Annotated in this window: 12 protein-coding genes; 7 read left to right on the forward strand and 5 right to left on the reverse strand. The window is 70.6% G+C overall.

Features of this window, described 5'->3' with window-relative positions; genetic code table 11:
* Positions 1 to 52 precede the first annotated feature (52 nt).
* Complete coding sequence (locus ACFYL6_RS25160; RefSeq protein ID WP_387174770.1) at positions 53 to 1,318, reverse strand: prolyl oligopeptidase family serine peptidase; 1,266 nt, start codon at positions 1,316 to 1,318, stop codon at positions 53 to 55.
* Between the two features lie 168 nt (positions 1,319 to 1,486).
* A complete protein-coding gene (locus ACFYL6_RS25165) occupies positions 1,487 to 2,089 on the reverse strand; it encodes a hypothetical protein (protein ID WP_387174772.1) in 603 nt (200 codons plus the stop codon).
* A 51-nt stretch (positions 2,090 to 2,140) separates the two neighbouring features.
* Between ACFYL6_RS25165 and ACFYL6_RS25170 the strand changes: the two genes are divergently transcribed.
* The 4 genes from ACFYL6_RS25170 (at position 2,141) to ACFYL6_RS25185 (ending at position 7,189) form a co-directional block, all read left to right on the forward strand.
* Positions 2,141 to 4,522, forward strand: coding sequence for an ATP-binding protein (locus ACFYL6_RS25170; protein ID WP_387175072.1), 2,382 nt, complete (start codon positions 2,141 to 2,143; stop codon positions 4,520 to 4,522).
* Positions 4,523 to 4,605: 83 nt separating this feature from the next.
* Positions 4,606 to 5,745: a sensor histidine kinase gene (locus tag ACFYL6_RS25175; protein WP_387174774.1), complete on the forward strand. Its 1,140-nt coding sequence runs from the start codon at positions 4,606 to 4,608 to the stop codon at positions 5,743 to 5,745.
* The gene (locus tag ACFYL6_RS25180) at positions 5,742 to 6,404 is read left to right on the forward strand and encodes a response regulator (RefSeq protein ID WP_387174776.1); all 663 of its coding nucleotides are present in this window, start codon (positions 5,742 to 5,744) and stop codon (positions 6,402 to 6,404) included. The genes ACFYL6_RS25175 and ACFYL6_RS25180 overlap by 4 nt, the downstream gene beginning before the upstream one ends.
* Positions 6,405 to 6,502: 98 nt before the next feature.
* A complete protein-coding gene (locus tag ACFYL6_RS25185; protein ID WP_387174778.1) occupies positions 6,503 to 7,189 on the forward strand; it encodes a DUF2306 domain-containing protein in 687 nt (228 codons plus the stop codon).
* 44 nt (positions 7,190 to 7,233) lie between these two features.
* On the opposite strand, the gene ACFYL6_RS25190 is transcribed toward ACFYL6_RS25185, so the two are convergent.
* Positions 7,234 to 7,518, reverse strand: a complete 285-nt coding sequence (locus tag ACFYL6_RS25190) for a TraR/DksA family transcriptional regulator (RefSeq protein WP_387174779.1) — start codon at positions 7,516 to 7,518, stop codon at positions 7,234 to 7,236.
* Between the two features lie 609 nt (positions 7,519 to 8,127).
* Between ACFYL6_RS25190 and ACFYL6_RS25195 the strand changes: the two genes are divergently transcribed.
* Entirely contained in the window at positions 8,128 to 10,191 is a 2,064-nt protein-coding gene (locus tag ACFYL6_RS25195) for a glycogen debranching N-terminal domain-containing protein (RefSeq protein ID WP_387174781.1), read from the forward strand.
* A gap of 63 nt (positions 10,192 to 10,254) precedes the next feature.
* Here the strand turns inward: ACFYL6_RS25195 and ACFYL6_RS25200 are convergent, their stop codons facing one another.
* Both ACFYL6_RS25200 and ACFYL6_RS25205 read right to left on the reverse strand, forming a co-directional pair.
* Positions 10,255 to 10,983, reverse strand: coding sequence for a VOC family protein (locus tag ACFYL6_RS25200; RefSeq protein WP_387174783.1), 729 nt, complete (start codon positions 10,981 to 10,983; stop codon positions 10,255 to 10,257).
* 58 nt (positions 10,984 to 11,041) lie between these two features.
* On the reverse strand, positions 11,042 to 11,410 hold the full coding sequence (locus ACFYL6_RS25205; protein ID WP_387174785.1) for a DNA polymerase ligase N-terminal domain-containing protein: 369 nt from the start codon (positions 11,408 to 11,410) through the stop codon (positions 11,042 to 11,044).
* A gap of 157 nt (positions 11,411 to 11,567) precedes the next feature.
* Between ACFYL6_RS25205 and ACFYL6_RS25210 the strand changes: the two genes are divergently transcribed.
* A complete protein-coding gene (locus ACFYL6_RS25210; RefSeq protein WP_387174787.1) occupies positions 11,568 to 12,623 on the forward strand; it encodes an esterase/lipase family protein in 1,056 nt (351 codons plus the stop codon).
* Between the two features lie 51 nt (positions 12,624 to 12,674).
* Positions 12,675 to 14,921: an ATP-binding protein gene (locus tag ACFYL6_RS25215; RefSeq protein WP_387174789.1), complete on the forward strand. Its 2,247-nt coding sequence runs from the start codon at positions 12,675 to 12,677 to the stop codon at positions 14,919 to 14,921.
* Positions 14,922 to 14,950: the final 29 nt, after the last annotated feature.

The following is a 14,950-nucleotide window of genomic DNA, read 5'->3' on the forward strand; positions in this document are numbered from 1 at the left end:
ATGCCGGCCGACGCGATCGGCGTGGCACGCTCGCGTGACCCCGGACGGCAGATCACCGACGACGGCGGGCCATCCACTGCCAGATGTGGGTGCCGTTGAGGCTCGGATCGTTGCGGGCCACGTAGATCCAGGACCAGTGGCCGGGGAACTGGTAGCCGTTCCAGACGACGTGGTCGTACAGGCTGAGCAGTGAGCCCGGGATGAGATCGTGGGCGTGGATGGTGTTGGTCTCGGGTGGCACCGTGTCGTCGTCGCGTGAGGTGACCAGCCAGGTCGGGGTCTGGATCTTCGCCAGCTCCGCGTCGGTGATCAGCGGCGGGCCCTCCCCGTTGAGCGGCTCGACGACGCCGCAGATCGGCACCGACGCGGCGAACAGGTCGGGATAGGTCGAGGTCATCTCAAGGGACATGTAGCCGCCGTTGCTGCAACCGACCACGTAGATCCGGTCCGGGTCGACACGCTTGCGGCGTACGAGGTCCCGGATGATCTCGCGGATCAGCGGGGCGAACCGGGGGCCGTCCTCCATCCAGTAGGAGGTGCTCTGCGGAGCGACGACGTACGCCCCGGAGAAGATCCGCTGAGCCTGCGGGGTGGCGAAGCCGAGCGCTCCACGGTTGGCGCGCAGGGTGGTCTCGTTGTCGTAGTAGTCGTCGGGCAGTGAGGCGCCCTCGCCGCCGCCGTGCAGCCACACGATCAGGGGCCGCCGACCGCGCACGGGCGAGTGGTCGGGCGAGTACAGCCGGTACTTCAGGCCCGAGCCCGAGACGTGGTAGCTGAAGGCGTCCACCTCGGGGTTCGACAGCCCTGCCTGCACGAAACGGGTGATGGTGATCGGCGAGCCGTGGCGCCGGACGATGGGGGTGTTCTGCGTGATGGTGTAGACGAGGTCCAGCCGGACGTTGCGGCCCCTGCTCAGGATGTAGCCCAGGGTGCCACCGCCGGGTTGACCTTCGGCGTGGCTCAGCTCCAGCACGATGTTGCCGTGCCGGTCGAGTCGGGCCGCGGTCACCGTGCGGTCCAGGTCGTACTCGCTGAAGATCTGGTCGCCGGGAGCGATCGGGATCGGGCTGGTGGCCTTGGCGTGCACGGTGAACGTGGCGGGGGTCAGCCCGGCCGGGTCGATCGGCCCGAGCCGGCCGGTGTCGAGGGTGACCGAGGTGACCTGCTCACCGCCGTCGAGCGTTGTCGCGTCGAGGGTGAAGCTCACGCTGGTGGGATGGTGACCACCGGCGTGTGCGGCTAGGCCGGGCAGGGCCAGGCCGATGGCGGCACCGGCCCCACCGGCGAGAACGGTGCGACGAGTGACAGGCGTGGACATGCGGCCCCCGTACCTAGCGATGTAGACGGTGATCGATGGCAACCTCAACGTAACGCCGCGGAGATCCGCTGGCAACCGGTGCCGCCACGAGCGATCAGGGCGCCCCACGCCGTAGGAGCCACGTGAAAGACGCCCTGATCAGTCACGAGACAAAGACCGCCCGCATGGTCAGCTCAGACGCTGGAACACGGAGAACGGGTAGACCCAGGCAGGGTTGAAGATGAGGCCCAGCCGGTGCAGGTAGCGCTGGCAGGTGTTCGGCTGCGCGGGGTCGGTGCAGAAGGTCACCCACAGCTCGGAGTACCCGTCCTTCTCGGTCGGGCTGTAGGTGACGACCTGGTCCCGCACGACGAACTGCATCGAGGTCAGTCGGGGATCCTGCACATCGTTGGGGAAGGAGAGGGATGTGTCCAGGCCGTACAGCACGATCTCGTTGGAGAACAGGCAGACGCTCGCCTGGAAGAACAACTCGTAGATGGTGGTGTAGGTGGCGGTCTCGTAGACCTCCTCGGAAACCTCCTCGCGATAGCAGGGGGTACCCGGCGGGAACGCAGGCGGCGTGGGCACCGGGATCGCGTTTGTCGTGATGTCACCTGTGGTGCGCGCCGAGCCGCCTGACGAGGCCACGCGCAGGCCCCCGTCGGCGCAGGCGGTCTTCGTCCTGCAGATGGCCACGTCGGACGCCGCCGCCGACGCCGCCTCCGCCGGGACGGTGAGCGTCGCCGCGAGCACGGTCAGGGCGAGGACCAGAGACTTGCGATGTACGGACACGTGACCTCCAATGGTTCGATCAGTGCGCTCTGCACCCGAGGAGGATCGCCGATCGGGCCCGGCCTCTGGCCGGGATTCCGTACACCGCCGTACACTGACGAACGTCGATTCTCGTCGGTGGGGAGTACGGCACTGGATGCTGCGGATGCACGAACGTCCGACGACCTTGCCGGGTTGTTACGGGCGTTGCGACGCAGGCACGCCCGCCAACAGCGCGACGGCGAGTTGACCTATCGAGAGCTGGCCGCCCGCACCGGCTGGTCGCACACCGCGATCGCGGAATACCTGACCGGAAAAACGTTGCCGCCCACCGACCGGCTCGACGCCCTGGTCCGGCTGCTTGGTGCCACACCTGCCGAACAGGGGGCGCTGGCCAGCGCCCGGGACCGGATCGAGGAGAGCCGCCGCCGCGCGCCGCGGGCACCCGACCGGATGGTGCCCCGGCAGTTGCCCGCCGACGTGGCCATCCTCGCCGGCCGTGACGACGAGTTGGCCCTTCTCGACAAGCTCGTCGCCGCGCCCACCGCCGTCGTGGTCGCCGCGATCTCGGGCACCGCCGGGGTGGGCAAGACCGCCCTGGCCGTGCACTGGGCACATCGCGTCGCCGACCAGTTCGACGACGGTCAGCTCTACGTGAACCTGCGCGGCTTCGACCCGCGCGGGCAGGCGCTGAGCGCCGCGAAAGCGCTGCACGGCTTCCTGGACGCGCTCGGGGTACCGGCCGCCCGGGTGCCCGCCGACCTCGACGCCCAGGCGGCCCTGTACCGCAGCGCGCTCGCCGGCAAACGGGTCCTCATCGTGCTGGACAACGCCCGCGACGCCGAACAGGTGCGTCCGCTGCTGCCCGGCACACCCACCGCCACGGTCCTGGTGACCAGCCGCAACCAGCTCACCTCTCTGGTCAGCCTCGACAGCGCGCACCCGATCCCGCTCAGCCTGCTCAGCCGCGACGCGGCCGGTCATCTGCTCACCAACCGGCTCGGTGCCGAACGGGTGGCCGCCGAGCCGGAGGCCGCCGAGGCGATCATCGCCGCCTGCGCCCGCCTTCCACTGGCGTTGAGCATCGCCGCCGCCAGAGTCCAGCAGTCCGGCTTCCCGCTGGCCACCCTCGCGACCGAGCTGGGCACGGCAGGTCAGCGGTTCGGCGTACTGGATGCCGGTGATGCCGTCGGTGAGGTACGCGCGGTGTTCTCCTGGTCGTACACCGCGCTCACTCCACCGGCGGCCGGGCTGTTCCGGCAGTTGGGCCTGCACCCCGGTCCGGACATCACGGTGGCCGCGGCGGCGAGCCTGGCCGGTCGGCCGGCGGATGGGACCCGCCGGTCGCTGACCGAGCTGACCGGCGCGAACCTGCTCGCCGAGTACCGACCCGGCCGGTTCACGGCGCACGACCTGTTGCGGGCGTACGCCGCCGAAATCAGCGACGGCACCGATCCCGAGCCGGACCGAAGGGCCGCCACGACCAGGCTTCTCGACCACTACACCCACACCACCCATGCCGCCGACGCTCTGCTGCGCCCGCACAGCGACCCGGTCGACCACCTCATCACCCCGCCCGTGGCCGGTGTGTGTCCTGAGCGGCCCACCACCCACGCGGAGGCGATGGCCTGGTTGACCGCCGAGCACCCGGTCCTGCTCGCCGCGCTCCGCCAGGCCGCCGGTTCCGGATTCGACGCGCACACCTGGCGGCTGGGGCGGGCCCTCGACACGTTCCTGGACCGGCAGGGGCACTGGCACGACCGCGTCGAGACCTGCCGGGCGGCCCTGCTCGCCGCCGAGCGTCTCGGCGACCCGGTCGCGCAGGCCGTCGCGCACCGCTTCCTCGCCGGCGCCCACACCGTGGTCAACCAGTACGCCGACGCGCTGGTCCACCTCGAACGGGCCCTCGACCTGTACGTCCGGGGCGGCGACGCCGAGGGCGAGGCGCGTACGCACCAGAACCTCGCCTCGCTGTGGGACCGGCAGGGCGAGCCACGGAAGGCCCTTGAGCACTCGAAGCGGACCCTCGCGCTGGCCCAGGCCGCCGGTCACCGCAGGGCCCAGGCCGACGCGCTCAACGCGGTCGGCTGGTGCCATGCCCAGCTCGGCGAGCACCTCGGGGCGTTGGCGTACTGCGAGCAGGCGCTCGAACTCCTCCAGCAGCTCGACGACCGCGCCGGTGAGGCCGCCACCTGGGACAGCCTCGGCTTCGCCCACCACCACCTCGGCCAGTACGCCCGGGCTGTGGAGTGCTACGAGCGCACGCTGGAGCTGACCCGCGATCTCGGCGACCTCTGGGGCGAGGCGGACACCCTCACCCGGCTCGGCGACACCCGCCACGCCCTCGGCGACCCCACCTCCGGTCGGGCCGACTGGCAGCGGGCACTGGACATCTTCACGGCCCTCAACCACCCGGACGCCGCCGCCGTCCGGGCCAAACTCCAGCTGCCGTAATCGTTACCACCGCCCAGTGACCGGCCACCCGGGTCGTACTTTGGGACGATCTGGAGTCGCACCACCGTTCGTACGATGGGCCCATGCACCCTCACCTGCGCGCGGTACTGGCCGAGCCGCGTGTCTCACCCGTTCCCTCCCGGGTGTGGCGCGACTGGGCGGTGGTCGCGGTTCTCGCGCCGGCGATCGTGCTGGAAGGGATCTTCCGGCCCGACCTGCCGTGGCGGGTGGGCTGCGTCGTCGTCGTGCTCGCGCTGCTTCCCACGCTCCTGTGGCGGCGTACCGCGCCGCTGGCGATGGTGGTGATCGCGTTCGGCTGCACGACGGTCGCCCCGTTGGTGCTGCCCGGCGACCCCTGCCAGCTGTTCACGGCGAGCTTCCTGGTCCTCCTGGTCTACGCGCTGTTCCGCTGGGGCTCCGGCCGGGATGCGGTGCTCGGTTCGTTCTTCGTGGTGGCCAAGGTGACCGCCGCCGGGCTGGTCGGCTCGATCGACGGCGGCGAACTGGTCGCCGGTTTCGCGGTGATGGTCGCCGCCGCCACGCTGGGTGTGGCGATCCGCTTCCGCGCCGCCGCCCGGCTGCGCGAGCTCGAACAGGTGAAGCTGTTGGAGCGGGAACGGCTCGCCCGCGACCTGCACGACACGGTGGCTCACCACGTGTCGGCGATGGCGATCCGCGCCCAGGCCGGCATCGCCGCGTCGGCGAGCCAGCCGGGTGCCGCCGTCGAGGCGCTGCACACCATCGAGGCCGAGGCGTCCCGTGCGCTTGCCGAGATGCGCGCGATGGTCCGCGTTCTGCGCCGCAACGAGCCCGCCGACCTGGGTCCCAGCCCGCAGATCGCCGACATCGGGCGGCTCGCCGGCCAGTTCCGCACCGGGCCGACCGTCGACGTGGACCTGCGCGGCGACCTCGGCGGCCTTCCGCCCACGGTCGGCTCCGCGCTCTACCGCCTGGCCCAGGAGTCGGTCACCAATGCCCGTCGTCACGCCCGCCACGCCACCCGCATCGAGGTCAGCGTCGCGGCCGACGACACGTCCGTGCGCCTGCGGGTCAGCGACGACGGTGAGGCCGCCGGCTCCCGTCCGACCGGCTCGCCCGGCTTCGGCCTCATGGGCATGATGGAACGCGCCGACCTGCTCGGCGGCACGTGCGAGGCCGGCCCCGATCCCGACCGTGGGTGGACCGTCACGGCCGTGCTCCCCCGCCAGGGGGTCGGCGCGTGACGGTGCGCGTGCTCGTGGCGGACGACCAGGAGATCGTCCGTACCGGCCTCACCATCATCCTGAACACTCAGCCCGGCATCGAGGTCGTCGGTGGGGCGGCCGACGGCCGCCAGGCGGTCGCGCTCGCCCGACGGCTCCGCCCCGACGTGTGTCTCTTCGACATTCGCATGCCGGGCATGGACGGCATTGAGGCCACCCGCGCGCTCGCCGGGCCGACGGTCCCGGAGCCGCTCGCGGTGGTCGTCATCACGACCTTCGACCTCGACGAGTACGTGTACGCGGCGCTGCGGGCCGGCGCCCGCGGTTTCCTGCTCAAGGAGGCCGGCCCTGACCTGCTCAGCCAGGCGGTGCACGCGGCCGCCAACGGGGACGCGCTGATCGCGCCGAGTGTCACCACGCGGCTGCTGAAGGCGTTCGCCGACGCGGATCCGGCCGCGCCGCGTACGCAGCCCGTCGAGGCGCTCACCGACCGGGAGGAGCAGGTCCTGGTCGCGGTCGCGCGGGGACGCACCAACCAGGAGATCGCCGACGAGCTCTACATCACGTTGAGCACTGTCAAGTCGCACGTCACCAGCCTGATGACGAAGCTGGGGGTGCGTAACCGGGTCGAGGTGGCGATGTGGGCGTACGAGACCAACCGCCGCCGACGGCACTGGTGACCGCCGGAAGTACGACGACGGCGTGCGACCATGGGCCGACCCGATCGCGGCCCATGTGCCGATGAGCGGGGACGGGTGCGGCGGCCACCATCGGTGGCATGACGATGCGCGAGTGGCGGCTACCCGCCGCGTTGATCCTGCTGGGACTGATACCGATGCTCGCTGGCGCGGGACGCCTCACCGAGCTGGGCGCCGGACCGGAGGTCACAGCGGCGAACGCGCGTTTCGTCGCCGATCCGCTGCCGGTGGTGTTGCACATCGTCGGCGCGGTGCTCTACACGATCCTCGGCGCGTTCCAGTTCGTGCCCCGTTTGCGCCGCCACTCCTGGCACCGCCGGGCCGGCCGGGTGCTCGTCCCCTGTGGGCTGACTGTCGCGTTCACCGGCCTGTGGATGGCCGTCGCGTACGACCTGCCGGCCCATGACAACGACGTGCTCGCCGGCCTGCGACTGGTCTTCGGCTCGGCCATGGCCGGCTCGATCCTGCTGGGCCTCGCCGCCGTGCTCCGCCGGGACGTCGCCCAGCACCGCAGGTGGATGGTGCGCGGCTACGCGATCGGGCTCGGCGCCGGTACCCAGGCGTTCACCCACGCGCCGTACCTCATCGCGACCGGCGAACAGCCGGGCGGGAACCTCCGGGCCGGGCTGGTGGTCGCTGGCTGGTTGATCAACCTCGCGGTGGCCGAGTGGTACCTGCGCCGCCCGGCTCCGGTCGTGGCGGCGGCCCTGCGCGAGCTGAGCCCGAGCGGCAGAAGGACTGAGGGTCATCGCCCCTCTCACCCATGACGGGGTGGCTGCCGTGCCGGCGGCGCGGCAGCCACCCCCAGGCGTCACCTGTTCTGCTTCTCCTGGCACGGCACGCAGAAGCGGGCGTGCGGGAGGATGTCGAGCCGCTCCGCCGGGATGCTCTGGCCGCACTTCTGGCAGGCACCGTAGGTGCCGTCGCTGATCCGGCTCAGCGCACCGGTGATCTGCTCGATGTTCTGGCGGGTTGCCACCAGCAGCGCGGCCTGGTTGTGGGCCTCGCTGGGGTCGCCGGTGTCCGCGTTGAGCTCGGTCAGTTCCCGCAGCCGAGCCGTCTGGGTGGCGAAGTCGTCCGCCAGGGACGCTCGCACATCAGCCAGCCAACTCTGGTCGGGAGTACGACGATGATCGACGCTCATGGTCTGCCTTTCAAGGGGAATGGGCGTGAAAAACAAAAAGGGCCGAAGCTTGGATAGCTTCGCCCTGGCGGTCGTTCGGGGTGTGGAACGACTCCGCAGGTGGGCCTCGGCCGGTGTGCATCGGGCTCGACATTGTGTGCGTGGGCGCCGGGTGCGGCGCGCGGACAACCGGCACCCGCATGTCGGCCTTGACGCGTGTCACCGTCGGCACCCGGACAGCACCGTCCACCGCCACCTGGGTGGCGGCGGGCGAGCGGAAGGTCACCGGCGGCATGCCCCCACCATAGAGCGGTGTTGCGCTAAATCCAACGTCCGCGGTGGGACCTCATTCCGGCCATGAACTGCCGCTTTTCGCCGTAATAGGGCCGTTGCCCGAACCCGGTGGGCGCCCTTCGATATCGCAGCGAGGTCATCTTTTCGCGTCCTAGACTGCGGTGCATGGCGGGGTCTTTACCCTGCCAACCGGGGGGAGAGAATGCCATGCAATCTCGGTCGACACCGTCCGGGTCTCCGTCGACAACGCAACAGCCCGACAAAACTTCCGGTGGCGCCAACCGTGACATGCCACCGGAATTGGGTACGGATGCTGTCGGCATATTTGAAGGCCGGACCTTCATGTTGTCCAATCCCGCCGGGAACGTACCGGCGGATTCCATCGCTGGTCTCGTACACGACGACACCCGCTACCTCAGCCGATGGGAGCTGACCCTCGACGGGAATGCTCCACTCGTCCTCAGCGCGAACCCTGTCGATCCGTACTCGGCGGCGTTTTTTCTCGCGAACCCTGAGGTCGACGGCCTGGCGGCGAACCGGGTCGGCGTGCGACGGGAACGATTCGTCGGCGACGGCATGTATGAGCGGATCGCGGTGCAATATTTTGGCGTCGAGCCGGTCTCCGTGCGTCTGCGGTTGGAGGTCGGCGCGGACTTCGCTGATCTCTTCGAGATCAAGGGGGCGGGGCGGAGCAGGCTGGGCGACATTCGGCGGACCCACCTGTCGGACGGCTCCACGCTGTGTTTCTCTTACCAGAATTCGCACTGGTCGGCCGTCACGACGGTCGAGGCCGAGCCGCGTGCCGATCGGGTCGAGGGCGACGCACTGGTCTGGGACGTGCACCTGGGCCGAGGCGAGACCTGGGGTTGTGAGCTGCGGGTGCTGCTGAACTGTCGGGGGAAGGACTACCAGCCGGCCAACCGTACCTTCGGCGAGGAGCATGACCCCGGCGCCGACGACGCCGCCTGGCGGTGGAGGGAGAACAAGCCACACCTGAACGCCGAATCAGACCTGTTGCGCAGCGTGTACCACAAGTCGGCCACCGATCTGGTGTCGATGCGGATCGCCAAGGAGATCCACGGCGAGCAGGTCGTTCTGCTGGCCGCCGGCATGCCCTGGTTCCTGGCGGTCTTCGGACGGGACACCCTGATCACCGCCTACCAGAGCGTCAGCTGCGGACCCGATGTCGCCCGGGGTGCGCTGGTCACCCTTGCCGACCACCAGGGCAGCGCCGTCGACGACTTCAGCGACGAGGAACCGGGAAAGATCCTCCACGAGTTCCGCTCCGGTGAGCTGACGCAGCTCGGCATCATGCCGTACGGCCCGTGCTTCGGCGCGGCCGACACCACCCAGCTGTGGCTCATTCTGCTGAACGAGTACTGGCGGTGGACGGGCGACGACGCCTTGGTCCAGCGGTTGCGTCCGAACGCCGAGGCGGCTCTGCGGTGGATCGACAACTTCGGAGACCGCGACGGCGACGGCTACGTCGAGTACGCCACCCGGTCCCCCGAAGGTATGCGTAACCACTGCTGGCGCGACTCACCGGACGGGGTCCAGTTCGCCGACAGCAGGCTCCCCACCCTGCCGATTGCCACCTGTGAGATCCAGGGCTACACCTATGACGCGAAGCTCCGCGCCGCGCAACTCGCCGACGGGCCCTGGGCCGACCGCGCGCTGGCACGACGTCTGCGTACCGAAGCCGCCGAGCTGCGCGCACGGTTCAACCGCGACTACTGGCTGCCCGAGCGCGGCGGCTACTACGCGATCGGCCTCGACGCCGACAAGCGCCCCATCGACTCGATGACCTCGAACATGGGTCACCTGCTGTGGAGCGGCATCGTCCCGCCGGACCGTGCCGCCACGGTGGCCCGTCAGTTGATGTCCGACCAGATGTTCTCCGGCTGGGGTGTCCGGACCCTGTCCACCGAGGACGTGGGGTACAACCCCATCGGTTACCACCTCGGGACCGTGTGGCCACACGACAACTCGATCATCGCCGCCGGGCTCGCCCGCTACGGCCACCGCGATGAGGCGAACCGCATCGCGATGGCGATGCTGGAGGCTGCCGCCCACTTCGAATACCGCCTGCCCGAGGCCATTTCCGGGTACGACCGCTCGCTCGGCCGACGACCCGTGCCGTACCCCACCGCCTGCAATCCCCAGGCCTGGGCCAGCGGGGCACCCCTGCTGTTCCTGCGGACGATGCTCGGGCTCGACGTCGACGACGGAATCCTCGCCAGCGATCCGCATGTCCCCGAGGCCCTGGGGAACATCCGGCTGACCGGGGTCGCCGTCCACGGCGCCCGTGAGACTGTCGAGGCCTCCCCGGCACGGTCACGCTCCTCGGCCTGAACGACGAGCCTCATCCTTCGGCCCGGTGGTGGGCCCGGCCGTGGGCGGTGGTGACGGGTCGGGTCAGCCCGGGGCGAGGAGGCAGAACTCGTTGCCTTCCGGGTCGGCGAGCACCCGCCACGGGACGCCCAGGTCGATGGCGGTCGCGCCGAGACTGCGCAGCCTGGCCGCCTCGGCCTCCGGGTCGTCACCGGGGTACGGGCGGACGTCGAGATGGACGCGGTTCCACCCGCTCTTCACGTCGGGTGTACGGACGAACTCCAGGTAGGGGCCGACGCCCTTGGCGGAGCGCAGTCTCGCCCCCTGGTCGGTCACCTCGTGCAGCGTCCAGTCCGTGGCCTCGCTCCAGAACCGGGCCATGGCTCGCGGATCCGCGCAGTCCACCACCACGGCGGCGATCGGTCCGGTGTCCCGGTAGAGCGGTCGGGGGTCCAGCACGCAGAACTCGTTGCCCTCCGGGTCGGCCATGACCGTCCACGGCACGTCGCCCTGGCCCACGTCGGCGGTCGTTGCGCCGAGACCCTTCAGGCGCGCGACGACCTGCGCCTGATGGGCCGCCGAGGCGGTGGCGAGGTCCACGTGCACCCGGTTCTTCACCGTCTTGGGTTCCGGGGAGACGATGAGGTCGACGCAGACAGCGACGGGATCGGGGTAGACGAAGCCCTCGGGTTCGAGGTTGGTCACGCCAGGTCCCTCACTGGAGACGCCCCAACCGAGCGCCTGCGCCCAGAAGGCACCCAGCGCGGAGTCGTCCCGAGCCTTCATGTTGATCTGAACAAGCCGTGTCGCCATGCGGCGATGCTAGGGCGTGCCTCGACGTCCCGCTGACCGCCCTGGCCCTCTGCCGGCTCTACCGTCCGCGCTCGTCCGGAGGCTGCTCCTTCGTCAGGTGGAGCAGCCATCCCTCGCCGGTGCGGATGAGCGCGTATCGCCGGCGGCCGGTGCGGCCGTGCAAGGTGAACAGCATCCGCCGGTCGGTGCGATCGTGCTCCTCCCAGGTGCCGATGTCGGCGATCGACTTGTCGACGTCCTCGTAGGTGAGGTGATCGAGGTCGTGGTCGGGTACGGCGATCGCGAGCCGGTTGTCGCTGGGGCTGTCCGGTAGACCGCGAGGCACCGCCCACGAGCGCAGTACACCGTCCTCCTCGAGCCGCAGATCGAAATGCGGCCGTGGTTTGCGGTGGTCGTGCAGGACGAAGGCGGGTGCCACCCTTCCCATTGTCGGCGTCTGCCGGGCCTTCCGCCGGTCAACGCGACCACCGCACGACACCTGTCACGCCTTCCAGTCGTCGATCAGGGCGATGAGCGCCGCCGCACAGTACGGTACGTCGATGGGCAAGCGCTCGACCCGATCCATGATCGGTGACCGTGCCTCTGTGATCACGTTGGTCCACGGCACGTTCGCACGCGACGCCCCGTGGACCAGGCCGGACAGCGCCTTGAGTACCTCGCTGCGGCAGGCCGGGTGCCACGTCACCCGGTTCGCGTGGTCGGGTCGCAACTCTCATCGGGCGCGAACCGCCGCCGCGCACGGCCTGGCCGAGCATCTGCGGCAGCAGCTCACCGAGCATCCTCGCGCCCGACACTGGGTGATCGCGCACAGCCACGGCGGGAATGTCGCGCTGCACGCCGCCGACCAGGTGCGTACCGCGCAGGGCCGCGCGCCGGTCACCACAGTGACCCTGGCGACGCCGTTCCTGCACGCGCGCTCTCGCAGCATCACCGGTTGGCCGCTGTTCGTCATCGTGCTGTTCAGCGTGCTGCTGCTCTGGTCGGCTTCGGCGACAGCGGTGAGCGGCCCGCGCTCGCTCGCCGACGCCGCGCTGGTCGTCGGTGGCGGTGTGTTCGCGGCCATCCTGGCCCTGTGCGCCGTCGGCGCGGTCCTGCACCGGCGATCCCTGGGGCCGGGCTGGCGGAGCCGGCTCGTGGGCGCTGTTCACGCACCCACGGCTCGACCCGACGAGATCGTTGTCATCCGGGCCGCCGGCGATGAGGCATCCGGGTTGCTCGCGGCCGGCCAGTTCGTCGGCTGGCTGAGCGCGGCAGCGACCCGACTGCTGACCAACCTGTGGTTCTGGACCATCCTCATCGGGCTGCCGCAGCTCGCGGTTGTGGTGGCCACACTCGTGGGGCACGGCGGGCGGATGGCGTTCAACCTGCTGATCTACGGGTTCACCGCACCCGGCCTCGTGGTGGTTGCCGTGGTGACGGCGATGACCGGCTCGGCGGTGGTGTTCGGCATCGACGGCCCGTTCGCCGGTCTGGTCGCGTCCTGCTCGGCCGAGGCAGCCCCGCCCGGCACGGCGACGCTGCTGCAGCTTGAGCCTCGCGCCAGCGCCACCAGGCGTGGCCTCGCGCACTCCAGCCTCTACGACGATGAGCAGGTCATCCGCCACATCCTGTCCGCCGTCCGCCCGTCGCCGCAGAACTGACCGGAGCTTGCGTCGCCTGCCCGATTGTTCGCGCTCACCACCGTCGATAGCGTGATCCCCGTGATCGGGGAGGCCGTACGGGAGCTTCGGCGACGCAGCGCGTTGACGCAGGAGGATCTGGCCGCGAAGACGGGATTGTCGGTCCGGCACCTCCGGGACCTGGAGGCGGGGCGAATCGCCCGGCCACGACCGACCACGATGCTGTTGTTGTCCGACGCCTTCGGGCTACGCGGGTCGGAACGGGACCGGTTCCTCGCCGGGACGCCGACGCCGCCCGCCTCGGACCGAGTTCCGGCGCAGCTGCCCGCGGACGGGTTCGGGTTCGTCGGTCGAGCCGGCGCGCTGGCCCGCCTCGACGAGATCCTGGCCCGGGCGGTGGATCAGCCGACCGCGATGGGCCTCGCGATCGTCTCCGGCACCGCCGGCGTGGGAAAGACCGCGCTCGCGGTGCACTGGGCGCACCGCGTCGCCCGGCACTTTCCCGACGGCCGGCTCTACGTGAACCTGCGCGGCTTCGACCCGGGTGGCACCCCGACCAGCCCGAGCACCGCGCTCGCCGGCTTCGTCAACGCTCTCGCGGGACCGGCTGACCGTCCGTCAACCGACCTTGAGGAACAGGTCGCTCGTTACCGCAGCCTGCTCAGCGGCCAGCGGATGCTGGTCGTCCTGGACAACGCCGGTGACGCCGACCAGGTACGACCGCTGTTGCCGGGCGCGCCGGGCTGCTTCGTCCTCGTCACCAGTCGTGACCAGTTCCTGGGCCTGGTCAGTGCGAACGGCGCCGATCCGATCACCCTGGACGTCATGTCCGCGGCCGAATCCCGCGAGCTGCTGGCCCGACGCCTCGGCACGAGACGCCTGGCCGCCGAGCCCGAGGCCGTCGACGCCATCGTCAGCGCTTCGGCCGGGTTGCCACTGGCGCTGTCCGTCGTGGCCGCCCGGGCCGCGATCCACAGTGATTTCCGTCTTCTGGAGCTGGCAGCGCACCTACGCCCGGCGGCCGGACGCCTGGATGCTTTCGACGGCGGCGAACCCGTCACCAACCTGCGGCTGGTCATGTCCTGGTCGTACCGGACCCTCGACGCGCACACCGCCCGGCTGTTCCGGCTGCTGAGCGTCCATCCGGGCCCGGACTTCGCTGCCGAGGCGGCGGCCAGTCTCGCGGGGATCGCGCCCGCTCAGGCCCGCCGCCACCTGGCCGAGCTGACCCGGGCTCACCTGCTCAGCGAGCACCGTCCCGGACGGTTCACGTACCACGATCTGCTCCGCGCGTACGCCGCCGAGCTGACGGCGACCGAAGACAGCGAGGCGAATCGTCACGCCGCCCGCTCCCGGTTGCTCGACCACTACCTCTCCGTCGCGTACGCCGCCGACGAACTGCTCTATCCGCAGCGCGACCGGCTGCCGGTCGACCCGCCGGGGCCCGGGGTCGCGCCGGTGCCACTGGCCGACCGTGACCAGGCCCTGTGGTGGTTCACCGACGAGCACCCGGTGCTGCTCTCGGTCCTGCGGCTGGCGAGCGACCACGGCTTCGACCGCCACACGAGTCACCTCGCCTGGGCGATCACCACCTATCTCAACCAGCGCGGCTACTGGGAAGACTGGATCGGCAGCCTGCAGGCAGCGTTGTCGGCGGCCGTCCGGCTGACCGACGACCGGGCCGAGGCGTACGCCCACGGGGTGCTCGGTTTCGCCGGCATCTCGCTGAACCAGTACGTCGACGCGCAGCGCCACCTGGAGCTCGCGTACGACCGGTACCGGCGACTGGGCGACCTCGCCGGGCAGGCCCGGGTCGAGCTCAACCTCGGGTGGATCCGCGACCGAACCGGCCAGCCCGAGCAGGCCCTCGGCCACGCCCAGGAGGCGCTGCGCCTGCATCGGCAGGCTGGACACGTCACCGGCCAGGCCTTCGCGCTCAACGCGGTCGGCTGGTCCCACGGCCAACTCGGTGACCACCACGCCGCGATCGAAAGTTGCGAACAGGCTCTGGCCCTGTTCACGTCGGTCGACAACGTGCTCGGCCAGGCGATCACCTGGGCGAGTCTCGGGCACGCCCACCTCCAGCTCAACGCGTTCACGGAGGCGGTCGCCTGCCACGAGCAAGCGGTCCGCCTGCGCCGCGAGATCGGTCACCGGCGGTTGGAAGCGGACGCGTTGGTGAGCCTCGGCGACGCGCACCTGGCCGCCGGCAACACCGCACCGGCCCGCCTGGCGTGGAAGCAGGCGCGGGACATCCTCGTATCGCTGCATGAGGGCGACACCGGCGGGGTCGACGCCAAACTCGCCTCTCTGGGTTGAGAACCCAAAGTGCCGGTCAATCTCCGGTC

It is taken from the genome of Micromonospora sp. NPDC007208 (assembly GCF_042869175.1).
Taxonomy (GTDB): domain Bacteria; phylum Actinomycetota; class Actinomycetes; order Mycobacteriales; family Micromonosporaceae; genus Micromonospora; species Micromonospora foliorum.

Bases quoted from the DNA above. Each gene is read 5' to 3' on its own strand.
- ACFYL6_RS25160 (WP_387174770.1), bottom strand. From the start codon at position 1,318: ATGTCCACGCCTGTCACTCGTCGCACCGTTCTCGCCGGTGGGGCCGGT.
- ACFYL6_RS25175 (WP_387174774.1), top strand. From the start codon at position 4,606: ATGCACCCTCACCTGCGCGCGGTACTGGCCGAGCCGCGTGTCTCACCC.
- ACFYL6_RS25185 (WP_387174778.1), top strand. From the start codon at position 6,503: ATGACGATGCGCGAGTGGCGGCTACCCGCCGCGTTGATCCTGCTGGGA.
- ACFYL6_RS25195 (WP_387174781.1), top strand. From the start codon at position 8,128: ATGCCACCGGAATTGGGTACGGATGCTGTCGGCATATTTGAAGGCCGG.
- ACFYL6_RS25200 (WP_387174783.1), bottom strand. From the start codon at position 10,983: ATGGCGACACGGCTTGTTCAGATCAACATGAAGGCTCGGGACGACTCC.
- ACFYL6_RS25205 (WP_387174785.1), bottom strand. From the start codon at position 11,410: ATGGGAAGGGTGGCACCCGCCTTCGTCCTGCACGACCACCGCAAACCA.